The organism is Streptomyces sp. NPDC091412, assembly GCF_044756885.1.
Taxonomy (GTDB): Bacteria; Actinomycetota; Actinomycetes; order Streptomycetales; family Streptomycetaceae; genus Streptomyces.
Genome location: NZ_JBIVTV010000024.1, coordinates 1 through 26,369 on the forward strand (window position 1 = coordinate 1; position 26,369 = coordinate 26,369).

A 26,369-nucleotide genomic window follows, 5' to 3' on the forward strand; every position below is an offset into this window, starting at 1 on the left:
CCCTGCCGACCGACGACAACGCGGCTGGGGGTACCCCCTGCTCGAAGAGCTTGGGGGAACGGTGCCAGGACCCGCGAGCCCGGCATGATCCAAACGAGAGGCCCGAGGGGCCGGGACGGACGCACGGCAGTACGCCGCCGCGCGGCGCTACACGGCTCCCGCGCCCGTCAGCGACCTCACCTCCGTCTCGGCGTGTTTGGCCTCGTCCGGCGCCTCGGTGGAGGTGACGGTGCCCAGCCAGCCGGCGAGGAATCCCAGCGGGACGGAGACGATGCCGGGGTTCTCCAGCGGGAAGAGCTGGAAGTCGACACCCGGGAACAGCGCGTCGGGGCTGCCGGAGACCACCGGGGAGAACACGACGAGCCCGAGCGCGGGAACCAGCCCGCCGTACACGGCCCACACCGCGCCGCGGGTCGTGAAGCCGCGCCAGAACAGGGAGTAGAGCAGCACCGGCAGGTTCGCCGAGGCGGCGACGGCGAACGCGAGGCCCACCAGGAAGGCCACGTTGAGGTTGCGGGCGAGCAGGCCGAGGGCGATCGCGACCACGCCGATGCCGACCGCGGCGACGCGCGCCACGGCCACCTCGCCGCGCTGCCGGGCACCGCGGCGCCGCAGCGACGCGTACAGGTCGTGGGCCACCGACGCCGAGGAGGCGAGCGTGATCCCGGCGACCACCGCGAGGATCGTGGCGAAGGCGACCGCGGCCACCACCGCGAACAGGACCGTGCCCGCCGTGGAGTCGGCGCCGCCGCCGAGGTCGAGGGCCAGCAGCGGGACCGCCGTGTTCCCGGACGCGTTGGACCCGCGCAGGGCGTCCGGTCCGACGATCGCGGCCGCACCGAAGCCGAGGACGATCGCCATCAGGTAGAAGCCACCGATCAGTCCGATGGACCAGATCACCGAGCGCCGGGCAGCCCGCGCGGTCGGCACGGTGTAGAAGCGGGACAGGATGTGCGGCAGCCCCGCCGTGCCGAGCACCAGCGCCAGTCCGAGACTGATGAAGTCCAGGCGCGCGGTCAGGTCCCCGCCGTACTTCAGTCCGGGCACCAGGAAGGCGTCCCCGTGGCCGCTGCGCTCGGCCGCGGTGAGCAGCAGCCGGTCGAGGTCGCCGTGGAACCTGACCAGGACGAGCACGGTCAGCACGACGGTGCCGCCCAGCATCAGGACCGCCTTGACGATCTGGATCCAGGTGGTGGCCCGCATCCCTCCCAACGACACGTAGATCACCATCAGCGCGCCGACGCCGATGACGGTCCAGGTCTGCACCCCTGCGCCGGTCCGGCCCAGGAGCAGCGCCACCAGGCTGCCCGCGCCCACCATCTGCGCCACCAGATACAGAACGGACACGGTGACCGAGGAGGTTCCCGCCGCGATCCGCGCCGGCCGCTCGCTCATCCGCGCGGCGACCACGTCGGCGAGCGTGAACCGCCCGCAGTTGCGGACCAGTTCGGCGACGAGGAAGAGCACGACCAGCCAGGCCACCAGGAAGCCCACCACGTACAGCACCCCGTCGTAGCCGAACAGGGCGATCAGTCCGGGGACTCCGAGGAAGGAGGCGGCCGAGGCGTAGTCACCCGCGACGGCAAAACCGTTCTCCATGGGCGTGAACAGCCGCCCGCCTGCGTAGAACTCCTCCGCCGATCCGTGCCGGTTGCGGCTCACCCAGGTGGTGATCCCCAGGGTGACCGCAACGATCACGCTGAACAGCACCAGTGCCAGCGTCTGGTGGTTGCCCGTCACGAGGCACCTCCGCGCGCGCCGCGCGTCAGCTCCTGGGTGTCCCAGCGCAGTTCGAGCGCCACGCGGTCCCTGCGCAGCCGTGCGTGCCGGGCGTAGGCCCAGGCGAGGAGGAAGGTGCTGAGGAACTGCCCGAGGCCCGCCAGCATCCCCACGTTCACCGCGCCCGCCACCGGTCGCGCCATGAACCCCGGCGCGGTCGTGGCGGTCACGACGTAGCTCACGTACCAGACGAGGAAGAGGGCGACCGCCGGCATCACGAACCTCCGGTAGCGGCTGCGCACCTCCTGGAACGCCGCGCTGCGCTGCACCTCGAGGTACGCCTCGGCCGCCGCACCGGCCTCCGGCCCGGTCCGCCCCTCCCGGCGAGCCGCCGGTACCGGTGCGGCGGGAGCTCCCGTGCCGTTGCCGTCGCCCCAGCCGGAGGCCAGCGCGTCGTACCAGGGGTCGCGGTACCTGATGTCCTCGGGCTCCGGGTCCTGGCCTTCGTCGGTCCCGGGCACGTTCCCGGGATCGTCACCGCCAGCATGGAAGCGGTCGTTGCTTGACTGCATGCCCAAGGATGGACAGAACCGGAAGTTCCCTGACTTCTCTTCCCCCCGCTCTTCACCCCATCAGGTGACGCAACCCTGTCGGTGGACGCGCCGGCACCGACAAGTCGGCGCGGGCCTCCCCCGGAAGGGAAGGCCCGCGCCGGAAGGGACCGGAAAGGACCGGAAGGGCCGGTGCCCTAGGCGTCGATGCGCGAGCGGTCCAGGGTCGCGGCCGAGCTGGCGATGAACTCCTTGCGGGGTGCCACGTCGTTGCCCATCAGGAGGTCGAAGACCTGCTCGGCGGCCTCCAGGTCGGAGAGGTTGATCCGGCGCAGGGTGCGGTGGCGCGGATCCATGGTGGTCTCGGCGAGCTGGTCGGCGTCCATCTCACCGAGGCCCTTGTAGCGCTGGATCGAGTCCTTGTACCGCACGCCCTTGCTCTGGAACTCGAGCAGCTTGTCGCGCAGTTCGCGGTCCGAGTAGGTGTACACGTACTTGTCCTGGCCCCTCTTCGGCTGGACCAGCTCGATGCGGTGCAGCGGCGGCACCGCGGCGAACACCCGGCCCGCCTCCACCATGGGGCGCATGTAGCGGTGGAACAGCGTCAGCAGCAGGGTCCGGATGTGGGAGCCGTCCACGTCGGCGTCGGTCATCATGATGATCTTGCCGTAGCGGGCCGTGTCCAGGTCGAAGGTACGGCCCGAGCCGGCTCCTATCACCTGGATGATCGCGCCGCACTCGGCGTTCTTCAGCATGTCCGTGACGGACGACTTCTGCACGTTGAGGATCTTGCCGCGGATCGGCAGCAGCGCCTGGAACTCGGAGTTCCGCGCCAGCTTCGCCGTACCGAGCGCGGAGTCGCCCTCGACGATGAACAACTCGCTGCGGTCGACGTCGTCACTGCGGCAGTCGGCGAGCTTGGCCGGCAGCGAGGAGGACTCCAGGGCCGTCTTCCGGCGCTGCGCGTCCTTGTGCTGACGGGCGGCGATGCGCGTGCGGGCCGCGGCGACCGCCTTCTCCAGCACCACGCGCGCCTGTTGTGCGGCGTCGCGCTTGGTGGAGGTCAGGAACGCCTTGAGTTCCTTGGTGATGACGTTGTTCACGATGCGGCGGGCCGCCGAGGTGCCGAGGACCTCCTTGGTCTGGCCCTCGAACTGGGGCTCGGCCAGGCGGACCGTGACGACCGCGGTGAGGCCCTCCAGGGCGTCGTCCTTGACGATGTCGTCCTCGGCGACGCGCAGCATCTTCTTGGCCCGCAGCACCTCGTTCATCGTCTTGGCGACGGCCTGCTCGAAGCCGGCCACGTGCGTGCCGCCCTTGGGTGTGGCGATGATGTTGACGAAGGACCGCAGCGTGGTGTCGTAGCCGGTCCCCCAGCGCATGGCGACGTCGACGCCGAGCTCGCGGGTGACCTCGGTGGGCGTCATCTGGCCGTGGTCGTCGAGGACCGGGACCGTCTCCTTGAAGATCCCGTGCCCGGTGAAGCGGAGGACGTCGCAGACCGCCCTGTCGCTCGCCAGGTACTCGCAGAACTCACTGATGCCGCCGTCGTAGCGGAAGGACTCCTCACCCTTGCTGCCGCCGTCGCCGAGACCGTACTCGTCACGGACGACGATGGTCAGCCCCGGCACCAGGAACGCCGTCTGGCGGGCGCGCTGGTGCAGGGTCTCCAGGGAGAGCTTGGCGTCCTTGAGGAAGATCTGGCGGTCGGCCCAGTAGCGCACGCGGGTGCCGTTGCGGCTCTTGGGGATCTTCTTGGCCTTGCGCAGCCCGCTCCCGGCCTCGAACCTGGCGTCGGGGCCGCCCGCCGTGAACGCGCCGGGCACGCCGCGCCGGAAGCTGATCGCGTGGGTGTGGCCGCCGCGGTCCACCTCCACGTCCAGCCGGGCGGACAGGGCGTTGACCACGGAGGCGCCGACGCCGTGCAGACCGCCGGAGGCGGCGTACGAGCCGCCGCCGAACTTGCCGCCCGCGTGCAGCTTGGTCATCACGACCTCGACGCCGGACAGGCCGGTCTTGGGCTCGACGTCGACCGGGATGCCGCGGCCGTTGTCCCGCACCTCCACCGAGCCGTCGTCGTGCAGGACGACCTCGATGTGGTCGCAGTAGCCGCCGAGGGCCTCGTCGACGGAGTTGTCGATGATCTCCCACAGGCAGTGCATCAGACCGCGGCTGTCGGTCGAGCCGATGTACATGCCCGGGCGCTTGCGCACGGCTTCCAGTCCCTCGAGGACGAGCAGGTGCCGAGCGGTGTAGTTGGAACCGTCGCGGTCTGCTCCTGCCAGCAGCGCTGTGGACGGCACGGACGTCTCGGCGGTCACGCGGTTCGCTCCTCGCTGAATTTCAGTTGGGGCCCTGATGGGTAAGGGCACGGCTCGGGTAGCCGCTCAGAGAGTACCGAGGCCTGGTAGAGCCCTTGTAACGCAACCCTCGGCAGAAACACAGACTAGTAGAGAGTCGCATACACGTTCGATCCTTCAGCCGAGTGAAGCACATATCACGTTCCCTTCGAGGCATGAACCATTTAGGCTCCGGGCACGTCCTCATGAACAACCGGCAACCCGGCCGGGGAGGACCGACCATGACCGATAGCGCGAACCCGTACGACACATAGACACGCAATACGGCACATTCGCCGCCAAACCGGCAGCAGCCGACCGCCCCGAAGCAGAATCTTCGAGGAAAAGCCACGATCGGGAACGTTTGGGGCTGGTTGGATGTTGACCCTGGTACGACAGCTCGTCGAGCTAGAGAAGAGGCGACGTGACTACTGTTCTGACCCCCGCGAGCCCACTGACGGCCGCTGATCGCTGCGACCGCTGCGGCGCCCAGGCATACCTGCGCGTCGTCCTGCTGAGCGGCGGAGAACTGCTCTTCTGCGCCCACCACGGTCGCAAGTTCGAGCCAGAACTCAAGAAGATCGCCGCTGAGATACAGGACGAGACCGAGCGTCTGACCTCCGTTCCGGCGAACGCCTCCGAGGAAGAGCGCTGACCTCCCCGCCCGACGAGCTTCCGGCGCAGGCCGGCGAACGGGCGGTCGCTTCTGGCACCCAGGAGCGACCGCCCGTCCTCGTGACCCGCGACGCCGATCAGGACTCGCCGGACGACGGGCGGGGCGCCTTCGTGTGGGCCCGGCTCAGCGCCCGGACCACCTCGGACACACGCGTGTAGACGCCGGGGCTCCCGGCGCGCCCGCAGCCGCTGCCCCACGACACAAGCCCGATCAGCCGCCCCTGCGCGACCAGGGGCCCCCCGCTGTCCCCCTGGCATGCGTCACGGCCCCCGGCGGTCTCCCCCGCGCACAGCATGCTCTGGGGCAGGTATGTGCCCTCGCCGCCGCCCGGATAGGCCTTCTTGCACTCGGCGTCGGGCAGGATATGGAGAGGCGCGGCATACAGGCTGTGGGCATAGGCGCCGGTACCGGTGGTGTCCCCCCATCCGTAGACCGTGGCACTCATGCCCGGCGAGTACGCCGGGTCGCCCGCCCTCGCCATGGGGATGACGGCACTCTGCGGCAAGGACTCGGCAAGAGTGAGCACGGCGAAGTCACCGGCATTGGTGGTGGAATCGTAGTGCGGATTGACCCAGGTGCCACGCACGGAGACCTCCTTGCCCTGCTGTGAGAGCAGATCCGTACGTCCCGTGATCACCTTCAGATCCGGCGTCGGTGGCGCGCCCACGGCCTCTCCGGACAGACAGTGGGCCGCGGTGAGCACCGCGGTGCGGCCGATGGCCACGCCCCCGCAGAACTGCCCCGCACGGGTGCCTCCGAACCGGTCACGGCTGGAGAGCGCCACCGTCCACGGGCTCTGCGAGACATCGACGGGGAAACCGCCGATGACAACGCTGTCGGCGGCGACGGGCGCCGCCGCGGCCAGCGGTATCACGCCTCCGGCGGCCGCCATGACCAGCGGCCCGATCAGGGCACGGGCAATACGGCGTCGCATGGATGCTCCTCACTCTCAGGTGATCACGGAACACCCAGAGTCATGCACGGTAGCGCGACGCGCAGCACGAGGGCCCGGTCCCCGCTGGGGGGACCGGGCCCTCGGTGTCATAGGTCCGGACTAGTCGAGGTAGTCGCGCAGCACCTGCGAACGCGACGGGTGGCGCAGCTTCGACATGGTCTTGGACTCGATCTGACGGATCCGCTCACGCGTGACGCCGTAGACCTTGCCGATCTCGTCGAGGGTCTTCGGCTGACCGTCGGTGAGACCGAAGCGCATGGAGACGACGCCCGCCTCACGCTCGGACAGGGTGTCGAGGACCGAGTGCAACTGCTCCTGGAGCAGCGTGAAGCTGACCGCGTCGGCCGGGACGACCGCCTCGGAGTCCTCGATGAGGTCACCGAACTCGCTGTCGCCGTCCTCGCCCAGCGGGGTGTGCAGCGAGATGGGCTCGCGGCCGTACTTCTGGACCTCGATGACCTTCTCCGGGGTCATGTCGAGTTCCTTGGCCAGCTCCTCCGGGGTGGGCTCGCGGCCCAGGTCCTGGAGCATCTGGCGTTGCACGCGCGCGAGCTTGTTGATGACCTCGACCATGTGCACCGGGATACGGATGGTGCGGGCCTGGTCGGCCATGGCGCGGGTGATCGCCTGACGGATCCACCAGGTGGCGTACGTGGAGAACTTGTAGCCCTTGGTGTAGTCGAACTTCTCCACCGCGCGGATCAGACCGAGGTTGCCCTCCTGGATGAGGTCCAGGAAGAGCATGCCGCGGCCGGTGTAGCGCTTGGCCAGGGAGACCACCAGACGGAGGTTGGCCTCCAGGAGGTGGTTCTTGGCGCGGCGGCCGTCCTCGGCGATGATCTCCAGCTCGCGCTTGAGCTTGGGGGCGAGCTTGTCCGAGTTCGCCAGCTTGTCCTCGGCGAAGAGACCCGCCTCGATGCGCTTGGCCAGCTCCACCTCCTGCTCGGCGTTGAGCAGGGGGACCTTGCCGATCTGCTTGAGGTAGTCCTTCACCGGGTCGGCGGTGGCACCGGCCGCGGCGACCTGCTGGGCGGGCGCGTCGTCCTCGTCCTCGTCGGAGAGCACGAAGCCGGCACTCTCGGCGCCCTCGGGCTCCTCCGCGCCCTTGGCCTCCTCGATCACCTCGTCCTCGAGAAGCTCGGCGTCGTCCTTCTTGGCGGAGGTGGTCTTCTTGGCCACCGTCTTCTTGGCGGCCGTCGTCTTCTTGGCCACCGTCTTCTTGGCGGCGGTCGTCTTCTTGGCAGCGGCCTTCTTCGCGGGGGCCTCTTCCTCGACGGACGCGCCGGCGGCGGGCGCCGCCGGAGCGGCGGCGGTGGCCTTCCTGGTGGTCACCGTCTTCGCCGCGACCGTCTTGGTGGCGGTGCGCTTGGCCGGACTCTTCGCTGCGACGCTCTTTCGGGTGCGCTTGTTGGGCTCCGCGGCACTGACCATCAGCGTCACACCCTCTTCCTCGAGGATCTGGTTGAGGCTGCGCAGTACGTTCTTCCACTGAGTGGCCGGAATCTGGTCAGCTTCGAAGGCCCGACGCACATCGTCGCCGGCGATCTGCCCCTCAGCCTTTCCCCGCTCAATGAGCGCCATGACAGAGACGGACTCGGCGATCTCCGGCGGGAGCGTACGGGATGTGCTGGCCGACACGAACAACCTCTCGGAACGTTGGAAAACGGCTTCCGGCCCCGTCCATCGTGGACAGGAGCCGACCACCGGCCTGGGGATTGGGCCGACGGCGCGGGCGGGGGCCGGGAAGTTGCACAGCGCCGTGTACGGCGTCCGTATTCCCTCCGCGGCTGTCACCTCTTAGGTCATCGCGTTGTACCCAGGAGTGTTACGCCCAATCTGCGTGGCCCCAGTCACACCCCGTAAGTGCGTAAAAACGGCCAGACGTGGGCAGATGGAGTGGGCTGGTCGCCACGCACATACGACCCCACCGGCGGCTCGCCCCAGTCACTTGTGACCCCGCCGACTCGCGGAGGGATCCGCGTCCGCGGTCGGCCGGCGAACCGCCTCTCACCGGACCCCGCCGGAGGACGGCAGGGCCACAGCCGTGCCGCCCACGCAGGGATCGCCGCCCGAGCGGTTCAGTGCTCGCGCGGCGCGGGGACCACCCGCTCGACCTCCGGGTGCACCGTGAGCAGTTGGCGCATGGCGTTCTCCGCCGCGGTGCCGTCCCCGCCCGCGACCGCGTCGACGATCCGGGCGTGCTGCGCCAGGGAGGCCTCGTTCGGCCGGTCGCATCCCGTGACGGGGCCGCCGGACACCTGGAGGGCGGCCGAGACGATGCCGGAGAGGTGCTCCAGCATCCGATTGCCCGCGATCTGGATGAGCAGCGAGTGGAACTCGGCATCCGCGCGGGAGAAGGTGAGCGCGTCGCCCTGCCCCAGGGCGTGCCCCATGATCTCGACCATGTCGGACAGGCGCTGCTGGATGTCCTCGCGCGCGTGTCCGGCGGCGAGACGCGCGGCGAGCGGCTCGATCGTCCAGCGCAGTTCGCTGAGCTCGCGGCGCTGGTCGTCGCGCTGCGGCCCGAAGGCCCGCCACTCGATGATGTCGGGGTCGAGGAGATTCCAGTCGCTGACCGGGCGCACCCGCGTGCCGACATTCGGGCGAGCGCTGACCAGGCCCTTGGCCTCCAGGACGCGGAGCGACTCGCGGACGACGGTACGGGAGACCTCGAAGCGCTGGCCGATCTCCTCGGGCACCAGCGGACGGTCCGCGCCCAGGTCCCCGGAGACGATCATCTGACCCAGCTGCTGGACGAGTTGGCCGTGCAGCCCGCGGCCGCGGCTGCCCGCGGTACGCCGGCCCACGCGCCCCAGTTCCGAGTCGGCGCCCTCCCAGGCGGGGCTCGCGACGCGGTCGGGGGCGGTCGCCTCGGTGTAGGGGTAACGGTCGAGTTCGCCCGGGCCGACGAGACCTGAGTCTGTGGAGCGGGCGGCGGTCATCATGGTGTGCGCAAGGGTACTCACGGATCCTTTGTCGGCGTCGCCTCCAACTCCCTTGAGGTCTTTGGTGAAAAGCACACGAAAGGGTGATCGCTCACTTCGCCTCAATTGACGCCTTATCGGAAAGAAATGGGCTCTCCCTGGGAAGTTGCGTGCAGAGCCCGACCGAAAGGGAGCGAACCCCCGTCATCGGGTCCGGCTCCGCAGGGCTGTCAGCAGGTAGGCGCAGAGCAGCGCGACGAGCGTCAACGCCAGGGCGCCGCCCACGGGTTGGGCGATCATCCGCGCCGCGGCGGCCAGGCAGCGGCCACCGCCGAAGGGCCACTGGAGCAGGAGGACGTGGCGCAGCCGGGCGGCCAGACCGGTGGCGTTCCACGCCTTCCCTCCCATCGCCCACCGCACCAGGGGTACGACGAGCACCGGTACGGAGAGCACGGCCGCGAGACCTCCCGTGGTGGACCGGAGCACTCCCCCGGCCAGCACGCCGGCCCAGGCGCATCCCACCACGAGGCCGATCCAACTCACGCTCAGTGAGGGCCAGTCGCCGAGAACCTGGGTGAGTTCCTGCCCGTACACGGCATAAAGCACTTCGGCGTTGCAGCCGACCGTGAGGAAGGCGAGCAGCAGCGCGGTCGCGGTGGCCACGATCAGCTTCGCGGTCAGCAGCCCGAGCCGGCGCGGGACGGTGCCCCGGTCCGCCGCCAGCGCGGGGTGGCGGAACTCGTCGCCGAAGGCGAGCGCTCCGAGCAGTCCGGCGCCGAGCGCCGCCGGCGGCAAGGGCAGTTGTCGCGGCCATGCCGCCAGCAGCCGGGGCTGGGGGGCGTGCCCGATCCGCCCCATGACCAGGGCCGTGACGGCGGAGCAGACGAGGACGGCGGCACTGACGAGGAAGCCGGTGCGGACACCGGCGGCCCGGCGCAGTTCGTACCGCAGGGGACGCAGGGGGCTGGGCCCGGGGCGGACGGAGATCGGGGGTGGGAGAGCGGACGAGACATCGAGTGCGACGACCTCGGCGGAACGCGGAGTCGGGATCGAGGGCTGTGGGTTCGAGGGCTGTGGGATCGAGGGCTGCCCGGTCGTGGGGTGGCCGGGTGCGGGGTGTTCGGTCGTGGGGTGGCCGGGTGCGGGGTGTTCGGTCGCGGGGAGGCCGGGTGCGGGGTGTTCGGTCGCGGGGAGGCCGGGTGCGGGGTGTTCGGTCGCGGGGAGGCCGGGTGCGGGGTGTTCGGGCGCGGGGAGGCCGGTCGCGGGCAGGCCGGTCGCGGGCAGGCCGGTCGCGGGCAGGCCGGTCGCGGGCAGGCCGGGTGCGGGCAGGCCGGTCGCGGGCAGGCCGGTCGCGGGCTGCCCGGCCGAGGGGTGGACGGTCGCGGAGTGCGCGGCCACGGGCTGCCCGGTCGTGGCGTGGCTAGCCGCAGAGTGCCCGACCACAAGGTGCCCGGCCGCGGGATGCCCGCTCGTGGGGTGCACGGCCACGAGGTGCGCAGTCGCGGGATGTGCGGCCGCCCGCTGCTCGGCGGGGGGTTGGTCGGGGCGCGTGGTTGCCGCGGCGGCTCCGTCCGGGGCTTCCGCAGGCGCAGACGGCTCCCGGGAGGGCGAGGAGACGCGGACGGCGCCGGTGGCGGTGGCGGCCCTGGCCTCGGAGCCGGCGGTCGAGTCGCGGGGTTCGGGGGTGGTGGGGCCGAGGGCTTCGGAGCCGCTGGTCGAGTCGCGGGTTTCGAAGTCGGCAGTGGAGTCGAGGGTCAGGGAAGCGGTGGCCGGGGTGCTGGCCCCGGGGATGGCAGCCGGTCCCGGCGGCTGGGAACCATTGGTGTGAGCCGCACCGCCGGGGTGGGTGGTGGGCCACGAAGCACCGGCACCGGCACCGGTTAGAGCGACCGAGTCGTCGGGGTGAGTGGTGACGTCCGGGCCGTCGGAACCGGGTGTGAGATCCGGGCCGTCGGAACGGGTGGTGGGCACCCCCTCGCCGGGGCCGGCCGCCAAGACTCCGCTTCCCGTGTGAGTCGCGGAGGAAGCCACCTTCGCCCGCGGCTCCGGGGGCGCGCCGAGACCGTGCGCGGTGCCTGACGCATTGTCGGGACGGGGACTGACCGACGACGTCTCGCGCGTGGCGACGGACGGCTCCCCTGGGCACGTGGTGACGGACAGTTCCTCCAAGCTCGGGCTGATGGAGCCGCCGCCTCTGGCCGAGGCGACGTGGATGCCCTGTTCACCCCCCGCGAGCCGGGCCCCCTCGGAGCACGGGACGCCTGCGGCGCTCGCCGCGGCCGCGGCCGACTGCCTCTTCCCGGCGGCCGGTACGACAGCGGACGGCTGCCGCCCGTCGGGCGCCGTCACCGTGTCCTCGGCCCCGGACTCCTCGACCGGGGCCGCCACCGAAGGCGTTGAACCCGCACCGGCGCCCATGTCACCGGTCTCGTCGGCGAGTTGATGGATGAGGATGCCGTGCCGGAACGCCGCCTCGCCGACATCGGCACACGTACTGCCGTAGACGTACAGACGGTTGCCGCTCTCGCCTACGACCTCGACGGAGCGGCGGGCGGTTCGGGCCTCCTTGGTCAGGAGGGCTCCTAGGCGGGAGGCGTACGGGCTGCGCACGGTGACTCGGGGACGCAGCCGGTGGCAGGCGAAGTCCGCGGCCTCCTGATCCGCGACGAGCCTGCCGCGTTCGAGCGTGACGACGCGGTCGGCGGCGTGGGCCGCCTCTTTGGGGTCGGCCGTGGTGAACAGGACCGTACCGCCCTGGTTCGCATGGGCCCGCAGCACACCGTGCAGCCAACGGCATTCCCGCGCCGGCAGTCCGTCGGTGGGGGCGTCGAGCACCAGCGTGTGCGGGTCGGCCAGCAGGACGCAGGCCAGGCCCAGTCGGCGGTCCACCCCCCGGGACAGTGTGCCCAGACGCTCCTCTCGGAAGCTGACGAGGCCAACGGCCTCAAGGACTTGGTCGGCGCGCCGTGCCGGAAGACCCGCCACGGCACAGAGCATGCGCAGATGGCCACGAACCGTGCGTGCGGGGTGTCCTGGGACGCCGCCCAGAAAAACGCCGACCTCGCGCGGGGGATGGGCGACACGGCGCAGGGGGCGACCCCTGAAGTAGGTGATGCCGCAGCCCTGTTGGAGCTCGAGCATGAGTCTGAGCGTCGTCGTCTTACCCGAGCCCGCCGTTCCGAGGAGGGCGGTGACACGACCCGCGTCCGCTTCGAAGGAAACGTCGTCGACGGAGGGCGGAAGGTTCTTACGGGAATCGCTGGTCAGTCCGAAGGCCTGGATCACCCGCAGCAAGATAGCGCGTCATGTCCGGTTTTTCCGGGTATCACGCCTCGCATTCGACAACCGCCGGCGTTACTCGGCTCCCTTCTCCGATGCGGCGACAGGATCGGTTCGGCGGGCCTGGCATCCGACTTGGCGGACGCGCCGACTCACGACGGCGACGGGCGGACGAGGGTCAGACCTCCGGGCGCAGCATCGGCGGGTTGAGCAGGGTGGCTCCCCCGGCCCGGAAGAGCTGGGCAGGCCGGCCGCCCTGGCGGGTGGTCGTCCCTCCGGTCGGCACGAGGAAGCCCGGGGTGCCCGTCACCTTGCGGTGGAAGTTGCGCGGATCGAGGGCCACGCCCCACACCCCCTCGTACACACGGCGCAGTTCACCGACGGTGAACTCGGGCGGACAGAACGCGGTCGCCAGCGAGGAGTACTCGATCTTCGAGCGTGCCCGCTCCACTCCGTCCGCGAGGATCTGGGCGTGATCGAAGGCCAGCGGCGCCACCGGCTCTCCGTCACGGCCGTAGCCGCCCTGTTGCAGCAGTTCCTCCACGGGCGCCCAACGGGCGTGTTCGGCGTCGCCGCCCGCCCGAGGCGCGGGCAGATCGGGAGCCAGGGCGAGGTGAGCGACGCTGACGACCCTCATCCGCGGGTCACGCTTGGGGTCGCCGTAGGTCGCGAGCTGCTCCAGGTGTGCGCCGTTGTCCTGGACCGGGGCCAACGGGTCGTGCACGCACAGCCCGGTCTCCTCCACCAGTTCCCGCGCCGCCGCCTGCGCCAGATCCTCGTCGGCCCGTACGAAGCCTCCGGGAAGCGCCCACCGGCCCTGGAACGGCGGCTCACCCCTGCGCACCGCCAACGCGCACAGGGAATGACGACGCACGGTCAGCACGACCAGGTCTACAGTGACGGCGAAAGGCGGAAAGGCTGACGGGTCGTAGGGCATGCCGCGATCATAGTCGTCTGCCTGACGATAAACACTCCCTTCGCCGGTCGCATCGATGGCTGATCCACATCGGTCCTCCGCTCTCCCGCGGGCCCCGCGGGCGTTCGTTCACGGACGCTTCCCGGCGGCGCCGCTCCCCCGGCCGGCACCCGACTTGTCGGCGCCTCGGCGACGCGGACCACCCCGTCCCGAGGAGCGCGTACGCGGACGACCCGGCGTCCTGGAAGGACCCGCGCATGGGCCGTCGGTCCGCGAGGTCGCGGGGCGCGACCCGACCGGGACGGGTCCGTCCACGCGCCTCCGGCGGCAAGGGAGGGACGGCGGTTCCGGCGCCGTCGGGGCAGCGCCTCCGTCGGTTCCGATCACCTCGCGCGGCACCGTGGCGACCGCGTCGGCCCCTGCGGCCGCGTCGTCCCTGGTGATCGGTCCGTCCTGCGGCGTCTCGGTCCCGACCGCAGCCGCCACCGCACCGGCGTCCGCGGTTTTAGACCGAGCGCGTCCCTGTCGCTCGGCGCGCAGGCAGCGCCGGACCGACTCGGGGTCGAGCCCCTCGTTGCAAGCCTGGTGCAGGAGGCGGGCGAAGAGGTAGTCGGGGTCCGCTCCCAGCGCCATGGCCAGGGCCTCCCGGGCCTCCAGCTGGTCCCCGGCGGACCAGGCCACCCAGCCCGCGAGGGTCAGGGGCGCCGCGGCGTGTTCTCCGTACGGGCCGACGCAACGTCGGGCGAGCGCCCGCCACAGCCGCAGCGCCGGACCCTCCTCGTCTCCCTCCATCCACTCGGCGGCGCGGTCCCGTGTCGTACGGTCCTGGAGGCCCAGGATCAGCGCTGCCGCTTCCTCATGGTCGAGCAGCTGGTCGTCGCGGAGGTCCGCACGGGCGTCACCGGGCAGGGAAGGCGTCTCGGCGAACCGGGTCATGACGCGCTCGGCGAGCTTCAGGGTCTCCTCGACCACCGACGCGCGCTCGACCTCGTCGAGGATCCTGGGCACCAGGGACAGTCCGGCGGTGTCCAGGGCGATCTCCTGTTCCAGGGCCGCGGCGGTCTCCCAGGGGAGCAGCCTGGCCCGCAGCTCCTTCAGGCTTCCTCTGACCTGGACGCCCGCGTACGCCGCCGCGGCGGCCAGCACGGAGGTGCCGGGCAGTCCCATGGGCAGTCCGTCGTCGGGGCAGCAGCCGTCGGTCGGGCAGCAGTACGACCAGAAGCGCCCGTCGGAGATGCACAGCGCCTCGATCACGGGGACGTCGAGGTGGCCGCATTCCGTACGCAGTTTCTGGGCCAGCGGCTCCAGCCGCCGCACGACGTCCCGGCCCGACTCGTCCGCCGCCGGCTCCTGGCAGAGGAAGGCCACCATCTGCTCGGGCTTGGCACCCCTGCGCTCGCTGCCCGTGATCAGGCCGTGGGCCAGCTGACGGGCGGCGAACGGCCAGTCGTCCTTGCTGGCGGGAATGCCGAGCCGGGCACGGCCACCGAACCGGCCGCGCCCGCCCCGGCCGTTCAGCGCGACCAGGACGATGCTGTCCTCGGGGCGGTACCCGAGGAGATACGGCAGGGCGTCGGCGAGCTCGGCGGGAGTGCGGAGGGTGACCTGGTGTTCGGGGGCGGATCCGTCGTACGCGATGTCACCGTTTTCGAAGGATCCTGTCGTTTCGCTGTGATTCGTCATGTGCCGACGATCTCGCGGATCACAAAAGTCCGCTTGGGCCTGTGGACAACTCTGGACGAGGACACGTCAGCCGCAGCCCGCGTTCCGGCTCCGGCCCGACTGCCGCCCACCTCAGGTCTTTCCCGGTTGTCAGTGCCGTCCTGTTGTATGGGACGCATGGAGCACACGAACAACGCGGACCTCAGGAAGGCGGCCGACGCGGTCCTCGCCCGTCTGGTCGGCGACGGCACGGGCACGGCCCGACTGCGCGAGGACCAGTGGAAGGCCATCGAGGCCCTGGTCGCAGACCGGCGCCGGGCCCTGGTCGTGCAGCGCACCGGCTGGGGCAAGTCCGCGGTCTACTTCGTGGCCACCTCCCTGCTCCGGGCGCGCGGAAGCGGCCCCACCGTGATCGTCTCCCCGCTGCTCGCCCTCATGCGCAACCAGGTCGAGGCCGCGGCCCGCGCCGGCATCCACGCCCGGACGATCAACTCGGCGAACACCGAGGAGTGGGACACCGTTCAGGGCGAGATCGCCGAAGGGACGGTCGACGTCCTGCTGGTCAGCCCCGAGCGGCTGAACAACCCGGACTTCCGCGACCAGGTCCTGCCCAAGCTCGCCGCGGCGACGGGACTGCTCGTGGTGGACGAGGCGCACTGCATCTCCGACTGGGGCCACGACTTCCGCCCGGACTACCGGCGGCTGCGCACCATGCTCACCGAGCTCCCGCCCGGCGTCCCCGTCCTCGCCACCACCGCCACCGCCAACGCGCGCGTGACCGCGGACGTCGCGGAGCAGCTGGGGACAGGAGACTCCTTCGACACCCTGGTACTGCGTGGTCCGCTGGACCGGGAGAGCCTCAGCCTGAACGTGCTGCGGCTGCCGGACGCCGCGCACCGGATGGCCTGGCTCGCCGACCACCTCGGCGAACTGCCGGGTTCCGGAATCGTCTACACGCTCACGGTCGCAGCGGCCGAGGAGGTCACCGCCTTCCTGCGGCAGCGCGGCCACACGGTCGCGTCCTACACCGGCAAGACGGAGAACTCCGACCGGCAGCAGGCCGAGGAGGACCTGCTCGCGAACAAGGTCAAAGCCCTGGTCGCCACCTCGGCGCTGGGCATGGGCTTCGACAAGCCCGACCTCGGTTTCGTCGTGCACCTGGGGTCGCCGTCCTCCCCCATCGCCTACTACCAGCAGGTGGGCCGCGCGGGCCGTGGCGTGGAGCACGCCGAGGTGCTCCTGCTTCCCGGGAAGGAGGACGAGGCGATCTGGGAGTACTTCGCGTCGCTCGCCTTCCCCTCCGAGGATCTGGTGCGCCGGACCCTCGACGTGCTCGCCCGTGCTGAGGGGTCCCTGTCGCTGCCCGCCCTGGAGCCCCTGGTGGAGCTGCGCCGTTCCCGGCTGGAGGCGATGCTCAAGGTGCTCGACGTGGACGGAGCGGTCAAGCGGGTCAAGGGTGGCTGGATCGCGACCGGCGGGCCGTGGACGTACGACGCGCAGCGGTACGAGTGGGTCGCGCGGCAGCGGGAGGCCGAGCAGCAGGCGATGCGCGAGTACGCGGCGGCGACGGGCTGCCGGATGGAGTTCCTGCAACGCCGGCTCGACGACGACAGCGCCAGGCCCTGCGGTCGCTGCGACAACTGCGCGGGCGCCCGCTTCACCGCGGACACGTCCACCGCGGCGCTGGACGCCGCGCGCGTGGACCTCGGCCGGGCCGGTGTGGAGGTGCAGCCCCGACGCATGTGGCCAACTGGCCTGCCTGCGGTCGGCGTCGACCTCAGGGGGCGTATCCCGGCCGGTGAACAGGCCGCTGAGGGGCGGGCTTTGGGACGTCTCTCGGACATCGGCTGGGGCAACCGGCTGCGGCCGATGCTCGCGTCCCGGACCCCCGACGCTCCCCTGCCGGAGGACGTGGCGCGTGCGGTGGTGGGCGCACTGGCCGACTGGGCGAAAGGACCCGGCGGCTGGGCCCCGGGCGCGGCGGACGCGGGAACGCGCCCGGTCGGCGTCGTCACCATGCCCTCTCGCACCCGGCCCCGGCTGATCCACTCCCTGGGCACGCACATCTCGGAGGTCGGCCGTCTGCCGCTGCTGGGCGGCGTGGAGTACACGCCGGACGCGCGGCGGGTGCCGCGGAGCAACAGCGCCCAGCGTCTGAAGGCCCTGGACGGGGCACTGACCGTACCCTCCGACCTGGTCTCCGCCCTGGCCGCCCATCCCGGCCCGGTGCTGCTCGTGGACGACTTCACCGAGACCGGCTGGACCCTCGCGGTCGCCGCCCGCCTGCTCAGAAGGGCCGGCGCGAAGGCGGTGATGCCACTGGTCCTGGCGGTGCAGGGCTGATGGGACACGTCTGCGTCCCACGTGCACGACGCGGGCGGTCCCAGGAGTCGCGGGGCGAGCGCCGGGTAGGGATATAAGCCGTGCGTCGCCCGATAACGGCCGGTGCCCTCAATTGCTCGTTGCCGCATCCCAGTTCGACAGGAAGAATTGAAGTCCGCTCCCCGCACGGCTCAGCCGTTGGCCGGTAGGGCTTTCCTGCGGTGTGCGCTCCCCCGAATCCGATCCCGCCCGCAGTGTGGGCGCGTAGCCGAAGGGAGGAACGTGACCTTCGGATTCGCTCCGTCCTCGGCGGCATCGTTGTTGACGTCCGCCACCTCCGTCCACCGCGTGCTCGAACCCGCGGAGTGGGCGGCCGCGGGCATCCCGCTGCTGCGCAATCCGCGGGAGGTCGTCAGCGGACTGCACGCCCGGCATCACCCCCGGCCCGCCACCGCCGTGGTCGCGGTCCTCGACCTGGACGAGCGGCTGCGGGCGAGCGCCTCCTTCGCCCACCGGTCGGCGCCCGCCGACGGCTGGATGTTCCGCAACGCGCTGCTGGCCCAACTGCGTCAAGTCATCCCGCACGACCTGCGGCGCCGTACCCCGGTGCGCACCGCCGTACTGCTCTACTGCCGTGACGGGGACGCGCGTTGGACCGAGGAGGACGGGGCCTGGATGTGGGGACTGCGTGACGCCTGCACACTGCACGGGCTGCGCTGCGGGGCGTACATCACACTGACCCGGGACGGCTGGCAGGTCCTCGGCGAGGGCCGCGGGGGCCGACGGCCGCACGCGTACTCGGCACCCGAGCCCTTCGGCACCGCCGAGGCTCCGTCCCCGCTGCCACGCACCGGCGGCGCGGCCTCCGAGGTGCTGCGCCGCGCGGCGGCCCGCTGAGGACGGCACGCCCACCGTCGTCCGCTCATGCCTGACGGGCAACCGGAGTACGCACGCCGAAGGCCCCGCCGCCGGTCTTGCGGCGCGGCGGGCACGACGTCACCTACTCTCGGCCCCCGGGCGGGTTCAGGGCCCCCGGACGAGGGCAGGACCGCCGGACGGACTGAAGGCCGCACGGACTGGAAGCCGTACGGGCTCAGGACCGCCGGACGGGCCGGACGCGGCTCAGACAGCCGCGCCCAGCACCGAGTTGATCTGCTGTGGGTCGCCGCAGACGACCAGCAGCGCGCCGGCCTTGGTGTGCGCCAGGGACAGGGCCTTGGCACCAACGGCCTCGGGGCCGCCGTTGACCGCGACCACGACCACGGGGCGGGACGCGGCACGCGAGGCCACGGCTGCGTCCGTGTAGAACACGTCGTCGCGCGCGTCGTGCTGCGCCCAGTAGGACGCCTCACCGAAGGACAGTTCGTGCACGGCCCACGGATGCGACTCACCGGTGGTGATCACCAGTACGTCGCCGGGGGCACGGCCCGACTCCAGGAGCAGGTCGACCGCTTCCTCGGCGGCGTCGAGCGCGCCGTCCGCGGAAGCCGGAACGAGTTGGATCTGAGGGGTCGCCGAGGCGGCGGGGGCCGTCGCCCGCGACGGCGCGGGCTTGGCCGGGGCCGACTCCCGCGGCACGCGCTGCGCCGGCGGCGCGGGCCGTGCGGGACCTGGACGACCGGGGCGCGGCGGAGCCGCGGGACGGGGGCCGGGAACGGGGCGGGGGGTCGGCGCGGTACGGCCGGCGGACGGCGTGACGCGGGGACCCTGGGCACTCTCGTGAATCTGAGGCTCCTCGGGAATGAGAGGCATGGGCTGATATTTATCAAACGTTGGTGCGGCTCGCGTGGGCGGGTGGCACTTCGGGCCGAGCGGAACGATCAGAAGTCGAAGCCGAGCTGACCTTCGACCTCCGGAACGCCTCCGTCTGCCCAGACGCGGACCTTCTTGAGATGCCGCCACCGGGGCAGCGCATCAAGATACGCCCACGACAGCCGGTGGTACGGGGTGGGTCCCCGCTCCTCCAGCGCGGCCTTGTGCACGGGCGACGGATATCCGGCATTGGCCGCAAAGCCGAAGTCTGCATGCTCGATACCCAGTTCGGCCATCATTTTGTCGCGGTGAACCTTGGCGATCACCGAAGCCGCCGCGACGGCCACGCACGACTGGTCCCCCTTGATGACCGTACGGACCCTCCAGGGGGCGCCGAGGTAGTCGTGCTTCCCGTCGAGGATGACCGCGTCCGGGGGGATGGGCAGTGCCTCCAGGGCGCGCACGGCCGCGAGCCGCAGCGCCGCCGTCATCCCCAGGCTGTCGATCTCCTCCGGAGAGGAGTTCCCGAGGGCGTACGCGGTCACCCACGTCTGCAGTTCCGCCGCGAGTTCGGTGCGTCGCTTGACGGTCAGCAGTTTCGAGTCGGTGAGCCCGACGGGCGGCCGGCGCAGTCCGGTGACCGCCGCGCAGACGGTGACGGGACCGGCCCAAGCGCCGCGCCCCACCTCGTCGACACCGGCAATGACCTTCGCTCCGGTCGTGGCCCTGAGAGAGCGCTCGACGGTGTGAGTGGGTGGTTCGTACGGCATGGCGCCCTTAGCCTACGCTGCGCGGATCCCGCTGCGACACCCCGGTTTCCCCGGAGAACCACGACGTCCCGCACCCGGACGGTCAGCGGTCGGTCGGGGCGGTGGCGGAACCATCGGCCGACCGGTCATCCCTTGACGATCACGGCCCGCTCATTCGCTCGTGCACATCCCGGCGTGGCGGGTCATCGCCACCCGGACAACTGCGCACACAAGGCTGTTCGCAGCGTCGGACCCCGCTCCACCCGGCCGCGTTCCAGGGGTGACGACGTCCAGAAGAAGCCTGATCGTCGACTCGATCGCCCCTTCGGAGATCACATCTGGAGGCACTCCGCTCACGCTTGATCGCATTCGTGAATCGACATGCGAAACACGGAGCGGGGACGCCCCGGGCGCTCGCCTCCCGCGCCGGCAACGACCGCGAGCCGGAGGTCACACGGACATCGGGACCCAGTCGGGCAGCGCCTCCGTGCGCCGCACCCACTCGGCGGGCGGGGCCCCGGCCTTCCCCGAGGCGAGCACGCCGCCCACGATGGCGCAGGTGGTGTCCACGTCGCCGCCGGCCCGGGCGGTCGTCCAGAACGCGTCCTCGAAGTCGGCCAGGCACCTGGCGGCGGACCACAGAGCGAAGGGCACCGTGTCGTGTGCGGTCGTGCGCCGTCCGCTGCCGAGGACCGCGGCGACGGTGGCCACGTCGCCGTAGTCGAGCATGTCGCGGGCACGCCGCAGACCGGCGCCGACGGCGCTCCTGGCCGGTACGAGGTCGATGACACCGCCGAGCAGCGCCTCCGCGCTCGGCGGTCCGCCGGGTGCGGCGGCCAGCGCGGCGGCCGCGGCCACGGCCATGGCGCCCACGACGGCCTCACGGTGCTGGTGGGTGGGGTAGGCGGAGATCTCGGCCTGGTGGGTGGCCTGCTCCGGGTCGTCCGCGTACCAGGCGCCCAGGGGCGCCGTGCGCATCGCGGCGCCGCTCCCCCACGACCCATGCCCCTTGAACAGCGCGGGCGCCAGCGTGCGCCAGTCGCCGCCCTCACTGATCCGCCGCAGCAGACCGGCCGTCCCCGCGCCGTACCCGCGCTCCGGTGCGTGGCGCCGGGCGAAGGACTCGGCCAGGGCGTCCTGGTCGACGCGGTGATGGGCGGCCAGGACGGTGACGACGGAACAGGCCATCTCGGTGTCGTCCGTCCACTGCCACGGGCCGGACGGCAGCTCGCGACGCCTGAGCAGCGGGTAGTTCACCGGGGCGAAGAACTGCGAGCCCAGCGCGTCCCCCACCGCGAGCCCGCGCGTGCTGGCCAGGGCACGCTCCAGGCGCACGCCCGGAGAGGAGTCAGGGGTCATCGCTCAGCCGCTCCATCCAGTGGTCCCGTACGATTCCGGCTCACACCACTGCTCGAACGGACGGTCGAGCGTGTACTTGCCGTCGCCCCCGAGAACGAGCATCCGCATCTCGGCGTTCCCCGGGTTCGAAAGGCTCTCGAACTCGGCGACGGTCCAGTGGAACCAGCGCATGCAGAAGAGCCGCATGGCCAGGCCGTGGGTCACCAGGAGGACGTTGGGCGGGTGGTCAGGATCCTCGAAACTGCGGAAGAGGCTCTCCAGGAAGCCGCCGACCCGGTCGTAGACGTCGGCTCCGGACTCGCCCTGGGCGAAGCGGTAGAAGAAGTGCCCGTAGGCGTCCCGGTAGGTCTTCTGGAGGCGCACGTCGTCGCACTCCTGCCAGTTCCCCCAGTCCTGCTCGCGCAGCCGCGGCTCTTCGCGCACGCGTATGAGGTCGGGGTCCAGGTGGAAGGAGTGGAGGGTCTCGTGGGTGCGCTGGTAGGGGGAGACGTAGACGCTCACGCGTTCGCGCCCGAACAGGTCCCGCAGCTCCTTGCCGGTCTCCTCGGCCTGTCGTCGGCCCCGCTCGGTGAGTGCCAGCGCGTGGTCGGGTTCGCGCTCGTACACGGTGTCATCGACGTTGCCCGTTGACTCGCCGTGCCGGACAAGGATGATGCGCCGTGGTCGTGCCATGCCAGAACAGTAGATCGGGTCGGCGCCGATCGAGGACTCCAGCGGGCCTCGTACGGCGCAGATCACACAAATCGTGCGGCCCGCGCCACACAAGCCCGTGGGCAACCGTCCGCTGTCAGACCGTCCAGGTGCTCTCGAGTTCCACGATGTCGCCCGTGAGCGAGGCCACGTCGGCCTCCGTCTGGGCGCGCAGTGCCAGGCGCTCCACACGCTCCGTGCGGTACTTGCCGTGCTCGGCGGAGGACTGCCACATGGACAGCACGAGGAACTCGTTGCCGGGAGCCTCACCGAACAGGCCGCGCACCATGCCGGGCGAGCCGGCCATCGCCGGGTTCCAGACCTTCTCCTGCATCAGCGTGAAGTGCTCGGCGCGCTCCTCGTGGACCCGGCAGAGGGCGACCCGCAGCAGATCGGCGTCCGCGAAGCGGGGTTCGAAGCCCGTCTTCACGTCGAACCGGTAGTCGAACAGCCGGACCTGGGCGTCCTTGAAGGTGCCGGCCTGCGCCGCCGCCAGCCGGTCGTGGGAGCGGGCCATGAAGGAGTCGTAGAAGGCACGGCTCTCCCAGAAGGCGAAGATGTGCGCGACACCCGGCCGTCCCCGGCTCCACCCGCCCCCCTGTCCCCGAAACCCCGGCTCCCCCAGAAGCCCCGCCCACTTCCGCTGCCCCCGCTCGAAGCCCCGGCGGTCCACCACGGTGCAGCGAATCCACTTGACCAGCACCGCGCCATCGTAAGGCCCTGCGACGTGGCATCGGTCACTCCTGTGGGGACAGCGCCCGCGCAAGCGCCCCCGCGCGCGTGGCACGATGGACAACAAGCGTCCCTGGAATGGAAGTTGAGGCAGAGGGGCGCACGGTGTCGGTCAAGGGGGAGTCAGATGAGCGGACTCAGCAAGGGGATCGGCAAGGTCGAGGTCGCGGTCAAGTGGGATCCCAGTCCCGCGGGGCAGCCACCCACTGATCTGGATCTGGTCACCGCGGTCTACAGGGCCGGCGACCCGCATGGCGATCCGGCGTATGTGGTGCATTTCGAGAGCCGTTCCCCCGACGGAACCATCTATCTCAACCGGGACAGCAGGGACGGCCAGGGCTTCGGGTGGGACGAGGTCATGACCCTCGAACTCGACCGGCTCGACGACGGGTACGCGCGCGTGGTGGTCGGCGTCGTCATCCAGCAGCGTCCGGCGCACCGCACCTTCGCCGGCGTGCTCGGTCCCGGAATGCGCGTCCGCGAGGGATACACCGTCCTGGCGGAGGACGACTTCGGCGGTGTGCTCGGCGCGACGGCGGCCACGGTCGCGGAGTTCGCGCGGAACGGGGCGGGCAACTGGGAGTTCCGCCCCGGCGTCCTCGGCTTCGAGGACGATCCGGAGGCCTTCACCCGCGTCATGGGCCGGGCGCGCCCGTCGTAGCCGAAACGCGTAAGGGGCGCGGCCCATGGCCGACGCCCCTTACTTCACGGCGTTACCGTCAGGTCAGCTGCAACCGCTGGTCGAGCCGCAGCCCTCGCAGATGTAGCAGGAGCCGGCCCGCTGCATCTTCGTACCGCAGGAGAAGCACAGCGGGGCGTCGGCCTGAATGCCCAGCTGCATCTCCACCAGCTCGGCGCTGGTGTGTGCCTGCTTGGGGGCGGGCTTGGCCGCCTCGACCTCGGCCTTCGGCGTGGCGACCGCCTTCAGGTCGGTCTGCCGGGGCGCCGACTGGGCCAGGCCCTCGACGTCGAGCTCGTCGTCGGTCGGCTCGTAGGAGCCGGTCTCGAGGTGGCGCTGACGCTCCTCGGCGGAGTGGATGCCGAGCGCGGAGCGCGTCTCGAAGGGCAGGAAGTCCAGCGCCAGGCGGCGGAAGATGTAGTCGACGATCGACTGCGCCATCCGCACGTCCGGGTCGTCGGTCATACCGGCCGGCTCGAAGCGCATGTTGGTGAACTTCGAGACGTACGTCTCCAGCGGCACGCCGTACTGAAGGCCCACCGACACGGCGATCGAGAAGGCGTCCATCATTCCCGCGAGCGTCGAGCCCTGCTTGGACATCTTCAGGAAGACCTCGCCGAGACCGTCGTCCGGGTACGAATTGGCGGTCATGTAGCCCTCGGCACCGCCGACCGTGAAGGAGGTGGTGATGCCGGGCCGACCCTTGGGCAGGCGCTTGCGGACCGGGCGGTACTCGACGACCTTCTCGACCGCGCTGCGGATCGTGCCCTCGGCCTTCTCGGTGATCTCGGCCTTCTCGTCCTCCTTCTTCTTGGCGGAGAGCGGCTGGCCGACCTTGCAGTTGTCGCGGTAGATGGCGAGCGCCTTGACGCCCAGCTTCCACGCCTCGAAGTAGATCTCCTGGACCTCCTCGACGGTCGCCGACTCCGGCATGTTGACCGTCTTGGAGATGGCACCGGAGATCCACGGCTGGATCGCGGCCATCATGCGGACGTGGCCCATCGGGGAGATGGCGCGCTCGCCCATGGCGCAGTCGAACACCTCGTAGTGCTCGTGCTTGAGGCCGGGGGCGTCGATCACGTTGCCGTGCTCGGCGATGTGGGCGACGACCGCCTCGATCTGCTCCTCCTGGTAGCCCAGGCGGCGCAGGGCCTGCGGGACGGTGCCGTTGACGATCTGCATCGAGCCGCCGCCGACCAGCTTCTTGAACTTGACCAGCGCGAGGTCGGGCTCGACACCCGTGGTGTCGCAGGACATGGCCAGTCCGATGGTGCCGGTGGGCGCCAGGACGGACGCCTGGGAGTTGCGGAAGCCGTTCTTCTCGCCGAGCCGCAGCACGTCCTGCCAGGCCTCCGTGGCGGCGGCCCAGACCGGCGTGTCCAGGTCGTCCATGCGGACGGCCGTGGTGTTGGCGTCGGCGTGCTGCTTCATCACCCGCAGGTGCGGCTGCGCGTTGCGGGCGTAGCCGTCGTACGGGCCGACGACCGCCGCGAGCTCGGCCGAGCGCTTGTAGGCGGTACCGGTCATCAGGGAGGTGATGGCACCGGCGAGGGCACGGCCGCCGTCGGAGTCGTAGGCGTGGCCCGTCGCCATCAGCAGCGCGCCGAGGTTGGCGTAGCCGATGCCGAGCTGGCGGTACGCGCGCGTGTTCTCGCCGATCTTCTGGGTCGGGAAGTCCGCGAAGCAGATGGAGATGTCCATCGCCGTGATGACCAGCTCGACGACCTGGGCGAAGCGCTCGACCTGGAAGGACTGGTTGCCCTTGCCGTCGTCCTTGAGGAACTTCATCAGGTTCAGCGAGGCGAGGTTGCAGGACGTGTTGTCCAGGTGCATGTACTCGCTGCAGGGGTTCGAACCGTTGATGCGGCCGGACTCCGGGCAGGTGTGCCAGTGGTTGATCGTGTCGTCGTACTGGATGCCCGGGTCGGCACAGGCCCAGGCGGCCTCGGCCATCTTCCGGAACAGGTCCTTGGCGTCGACCTGCTCGATGACCTCGCCGGTCATCCGCGCGCGCAGACCGAACGTGCCGTCCTGCTCGACCGCCTTCATGAACGTGTCGTTCACGCGGACCGAGTTGTTGGCGTTCTGGTACTGGACGGAGGTGATGTCCTCGCCACCGAGGTCCATGTCGAAGCCCGCGTCGCGCAGGGCGCGGATCTTCTCCTCCTCCTTGACCTTGGTCTGGATGAAGTCCTCGATGTCGGGGTGGTCGACGTCGAGGATGACCATCTTGGCCGCGCGGCGGGTGGCACCGCCGGACTTGATGGTGCCCGCGGAAGCGTCGGCACCGCGCATGAAGGAGACGGGCCCGGAGGCGTTTCCGCCGGAGGAGAGCAGCTCCTTGGAGGAACGGATGCGGGAGAGGTTCAGGCCGGCGCCGGAGCCGCCCTTGAAGATCATGCCCTCTTCCTTGTACCAGTCGAGGATCGACTCCATGGAGTCGTCGACGGACAGGATGAAGCAGGCGGAGACCTGCTGGGGCTGCTTGGTCCCGACGTTGAACCAGACGGGGCTGTTGAAGCTGAAGATCTGGTGCAGGAGGGCGTAGGCCAGCTCGTGCTCGAAGATCTCGGCGTCGGCGGGCGAGGCGAAGTACTTGTAGTCCTCGCCGGCCTTCCGGTACGTCTTCACGATGCGGTCGATCAGCTGCCTGAGGCTGGTCTCGCGCTGCGGGGTGCCGACGGCACCGCGGAAGTACTTGCTGGTGACGATGTTGACCGCGTTCACCGACCAGAAGTCGGGGAACTCGACGCCACGCTGCTCGAAGTTGACCGAGCCGTCGCGCCAGTTGGTCATGACGACGTCACGGCGCTCCCAGGCCACCTCGTCGTACGGGTGCACGCCGGGGGTGGTGTGGATGCGCTCGATACGCAGCCCCTTGCTGGCCTTGGTGCCCTTGGCTCGGGAACCTCGTGCCGGGCCGCTCGCCGTCTCTGTCATGCCGCCTCCCTGTACGGGCGTAAACGCCCTGAAGTGCCCCTGTGTTCCGGAGCACGGTGTTCTGTCTGGTGTCGCGGGCAACCCTCGCTGCCACCCACGACAGGTCTTCTTCACCGCCGCTGAGC

General features: G+C 70.8%; 19 protein-coding genes. 4 read left to right on the forward strand and 15 right to left on the reverse strand.

Going from position 1 to position 26,369, the window contains the following annotated elements:
* Positions 1 to 147 precede the first annotated feature (147 nt).
* The 3 genes from ACIQMV_RS34535 to ACIQMV_RS34545 form a co-directional block, all read right to left on the reverse strand.
* The gene (locus ACIQMV_RS34535; RefSeq protein ID WP_141357612.1) at positions 148 to 1,740 is read right to left on the reverse strand and encodes a cation acetate symporter; all 1,593 of its coding nucleotides are present in this window, start codon (positions 1,738 to 1,740) and stop codon (positions 148 to 150) included.
* Positions 1,737 to 2,291 (reverse strand): DUF485 domain-containing protein, encoded by a 555-nt coding sequence (locus tag ACIQMV_RS34540; RefSeq protein ID WP_141357614.1) that lies wholly within the window; start codon positions 2,289 to 2,291, stop codon positions 1,737 to 1,739. Before ACIQMV_RS34540 ends, ACIQMV_RS34535 begins: the two co-directional genes overlap by 4 nt.
* 176 nt (positions 2,292 to 2,467) lie before the next feature.
* Positions 2,468 to 4,591: a type IIA DNA topoisomerase subunit B gene (locus tag ACIQMV_RS34545; protein WP_402597126.1), complete on the reverse strand. Its 2,124-nt coding sequence runs from the start codon at positions 4,589 to 4,591 to the stop codon at positions 2,468 to 2,470.
* 442 nt (positions 4,592 to 5,033) lie between these two features.
* On the opposite strand from ACIQMV_RS34545, the gene ACIQMV_RS34550 reads away from it, so the two are divergent.
* Positions 5,034 to 5,264 (forward strand): hypothetical protein, encoded by a 231-nt coding sequence (locus ACIQMV_RS34550; protein WP_141357618.1) that lies wholly within the window; start codon positions 5,034 to 5,036, stop codon positions 5,262 to 5,264.
* 97 nt (positions 5,265 to 5,361) lie between these two features.
* Here the strand turns inward: ACIQMV_RS34550 and ACIQMV_RS34555 are convergent, their stop codons facing one another.
* The 6 genes from ACIQMV_RS34555 to ACIQMV_RS34580 form a co-directional block, all read right to left on the reverse strand.
* Complete coding sequence (locus tag ACIQMV_RS34555; protein ID WP_402597127.1) at positions 5,362 to 6,219, reverse strand: serine protease; 858 nt, start codon at positions 6,217 to 6,219, stop codon at positions 5,362 to 5,364.
* 120 nt (positions 6,220 to 6,339) lie between these two features.
* Positions 6,340 to 7,878, reverse strand: coding sequence for an RNA polymerase sigma factor (locus ACIQMV_RS34560; protein WP_402597128.1), 1,539 nt, complete (start codon positions 7,876 to 7,878; stop codon positions 6,340 to 6,342).
* Between the two features lie 440 nt (positions 7,879 to 8,318).
* A complete protein-coding gene (locus ACIQMV_RS34565; protein ID WP_402597129.1) occupies positions 8,319 to 9,206 on the reverse strand; it encodes a FadR/GntR family transcriptional regulator in 888 nt (295 codons plus the stop codon).
* A 162-nt stretch (positions 9,207 to 9,368) separates the two neighbouring features.
* Positions 9,369 to 12,449: an ATP-binding cassette domain-containing protein gene (locus tag ACIQMV_RS34570; protein WP_402597130.1), complete on the reverse strand. Its 3,081-nt coding sequence runs from the start codon at positions 12,447 to 12,449 to the stop codon at positions 9,369 to 9,371.
* Positions 12,450 to 12,621: 172 nt separating this feature from the next.
* Positions 12,622 to 13,380 (reverse strand): NUDIX domain-containing protein, encoded by a 759-nt coding sequence (locus ACIQMV_RS34575; RefSeq protein ID WP_141357628.1) that lies wholly within the window; start codon positions 13,378 to 13,380, stop codon positions 12,622 to 12,624.
* A gap of 108 nt (positions 13,381 to 13,488) precedes the next feature.
* The gene (locus ACIQMV_RS34580; protein ID WP_402597131.1) at positions 13,489 to 15,042 is read right to left on the reverse strand and encodes a DUF4192 domain-containing protein; all 1,554 of its coding nucleotides are present in this window, start codon (positions 15,040 to 15,042) and stop codon (positions 13,489 to 13,491) included.
* 156 nt (positions 15,043 to 15,198) lie between these two features.
* Here ACIQMV_RS34580 and ACIQMV_RS34585 point away from each other — a divergent pair, with 156 nt between their 5' ends.
* Together ACIQMV_RS34585 and ACIQMV_RS34590 are read left to right on the forward strand one after the other, a co-directional pair.
* Positions 15,199 to 17,364 carry a RecQ family ATP-dependent DNA helicase gene (locus ACIQMV_RS34585; protein ID WP_402597132.1) on the forward strand — a complete coding sequence of 722 codons (2,166 nt, stop codon included), beginning with the start codon at positions 15,199 to 15,201 and terminating at the stop codon, positions 17,362 to 17,364.
* Between the two features lie 261 nt (positions 17,365 to 17,625).
* Entirely contained in the window at positions 17,626 to 18,240 is a 615-nt protein-coding gene (locus ACIQMV_RS34590; protein ID WP_402597133.1) for a hypothetical protein, read from the forward strand.
* A 225-nt stretch (positions 18,241 to 18,465) separates the two neighbouring features.
* Here the strand turns inward: ACIQMV_RS34590 and ACIQMV_RS34595 are convergent, their stop codons facing one another.
* The 5 genes from ACIQMV_RS34595 to ACIQMV_RS34615 all read right to left on the reverse strand — a co-directional run bounded on the left by ACIQMV_RS34595 (position 18,466) and on the right by ACIQMV_RS34615 (position 22,596).
* Positions 18,466 to 19,095 carry a hypothetical protein gene (locus ACIQMV_RS34595; protein WP_402597134.1) on the reverse strand — a complete coding sequence of 210 codons (630 nt, stop codon included), beginning with the start codon at positions 19,093 to 19,095 and terminating at the stop codon, positions 18,466 to 18,468.
* 68 nt (positions 19,096 to 19,163) lie between these two features.
* Entirely contained in the window at positions 19,164 to 19,865 is a 702-nt protein-coding gene (locus ACIQMV_RS34600) for a ribonuclease HII (protein WP_141357638.1), read from the reverse strand.
* A 429-nt stretch (positions 19,866 to 20,294) separates the two neighbouring features.
* Positions 20,295 to 21,203, reverse strand: coding sequence for an ADP-ribosylglycohydrolase family protein (locus tag ACIQMV_RS34605; protein ID WP_141357640.1), 909 nt, complete (start codon positions 21,201 to 21,203; stop codon positions 20,295 to 20,297).
* 3 nt (positions 21,204 to 21,206) lie between these two features.
* The gene (locus ACIQMV_RS34610) at positions 21,207 to 21,875 is read right to left on the reverse strand and encodes a histidine phosphatase family protein (RefSeq protein WP_402597135.1); all 669 of its coding nucleotides are present in this window, start codon (positions 21,873 to 21,875) and stop codon (positions 21,207 to 21,209) included.
* Between the two features lie 115 nt (positions 21,876 to 21,990).
* Positions 21,991 to 22,596, reverse strand: coding sequence for a YdbC family protein (locus tag ACIQMV_RS34615; RefSeq protein ID WP_402597136.1), 606 nt, complete (start codon positions 22,594 to 22,596; stop codon positions 21,991 to 21,993).
* Positions 22,597 to 22,752: 156 nt separating this feature from the next.
* On the opposite strand from ACIQMV_RS34615, the gene ACIQMV_RS34620 reads away from it, so the two are divergent.
* The gene (locus ACIQMV_RS34620) at positions 22,753 to 23,286 is read left to right on the forward strand and encodes a TerD family protein (RefSeq protein ID WP_402597137.1); all 534 of its coding nucleotides are present in this window, start codon (positions 22,753 to 22,755) and stop codon (positions 23,284 to 23,286) included.
* Between the two features lie 63 nt (positions 23,287 to 23,349).
* Here the strand turns inward: ACIQMV_RS34620 and ACIQMV_RS34625 are convergent, their stop codons facing one another.
* A complete protein-coding gene (locus ACIQMV_RS34625; protein WP_402597138.1) occupies positions 23,350 to 26,244 on the reverse strand; it encodes a vitamin B12-dependent ribonucleotide reductase in 2,895 nt (964 codons plus the stop codon).
* Positions 26,245 to 26,369 lie beyond the last annotated feature (125 nt).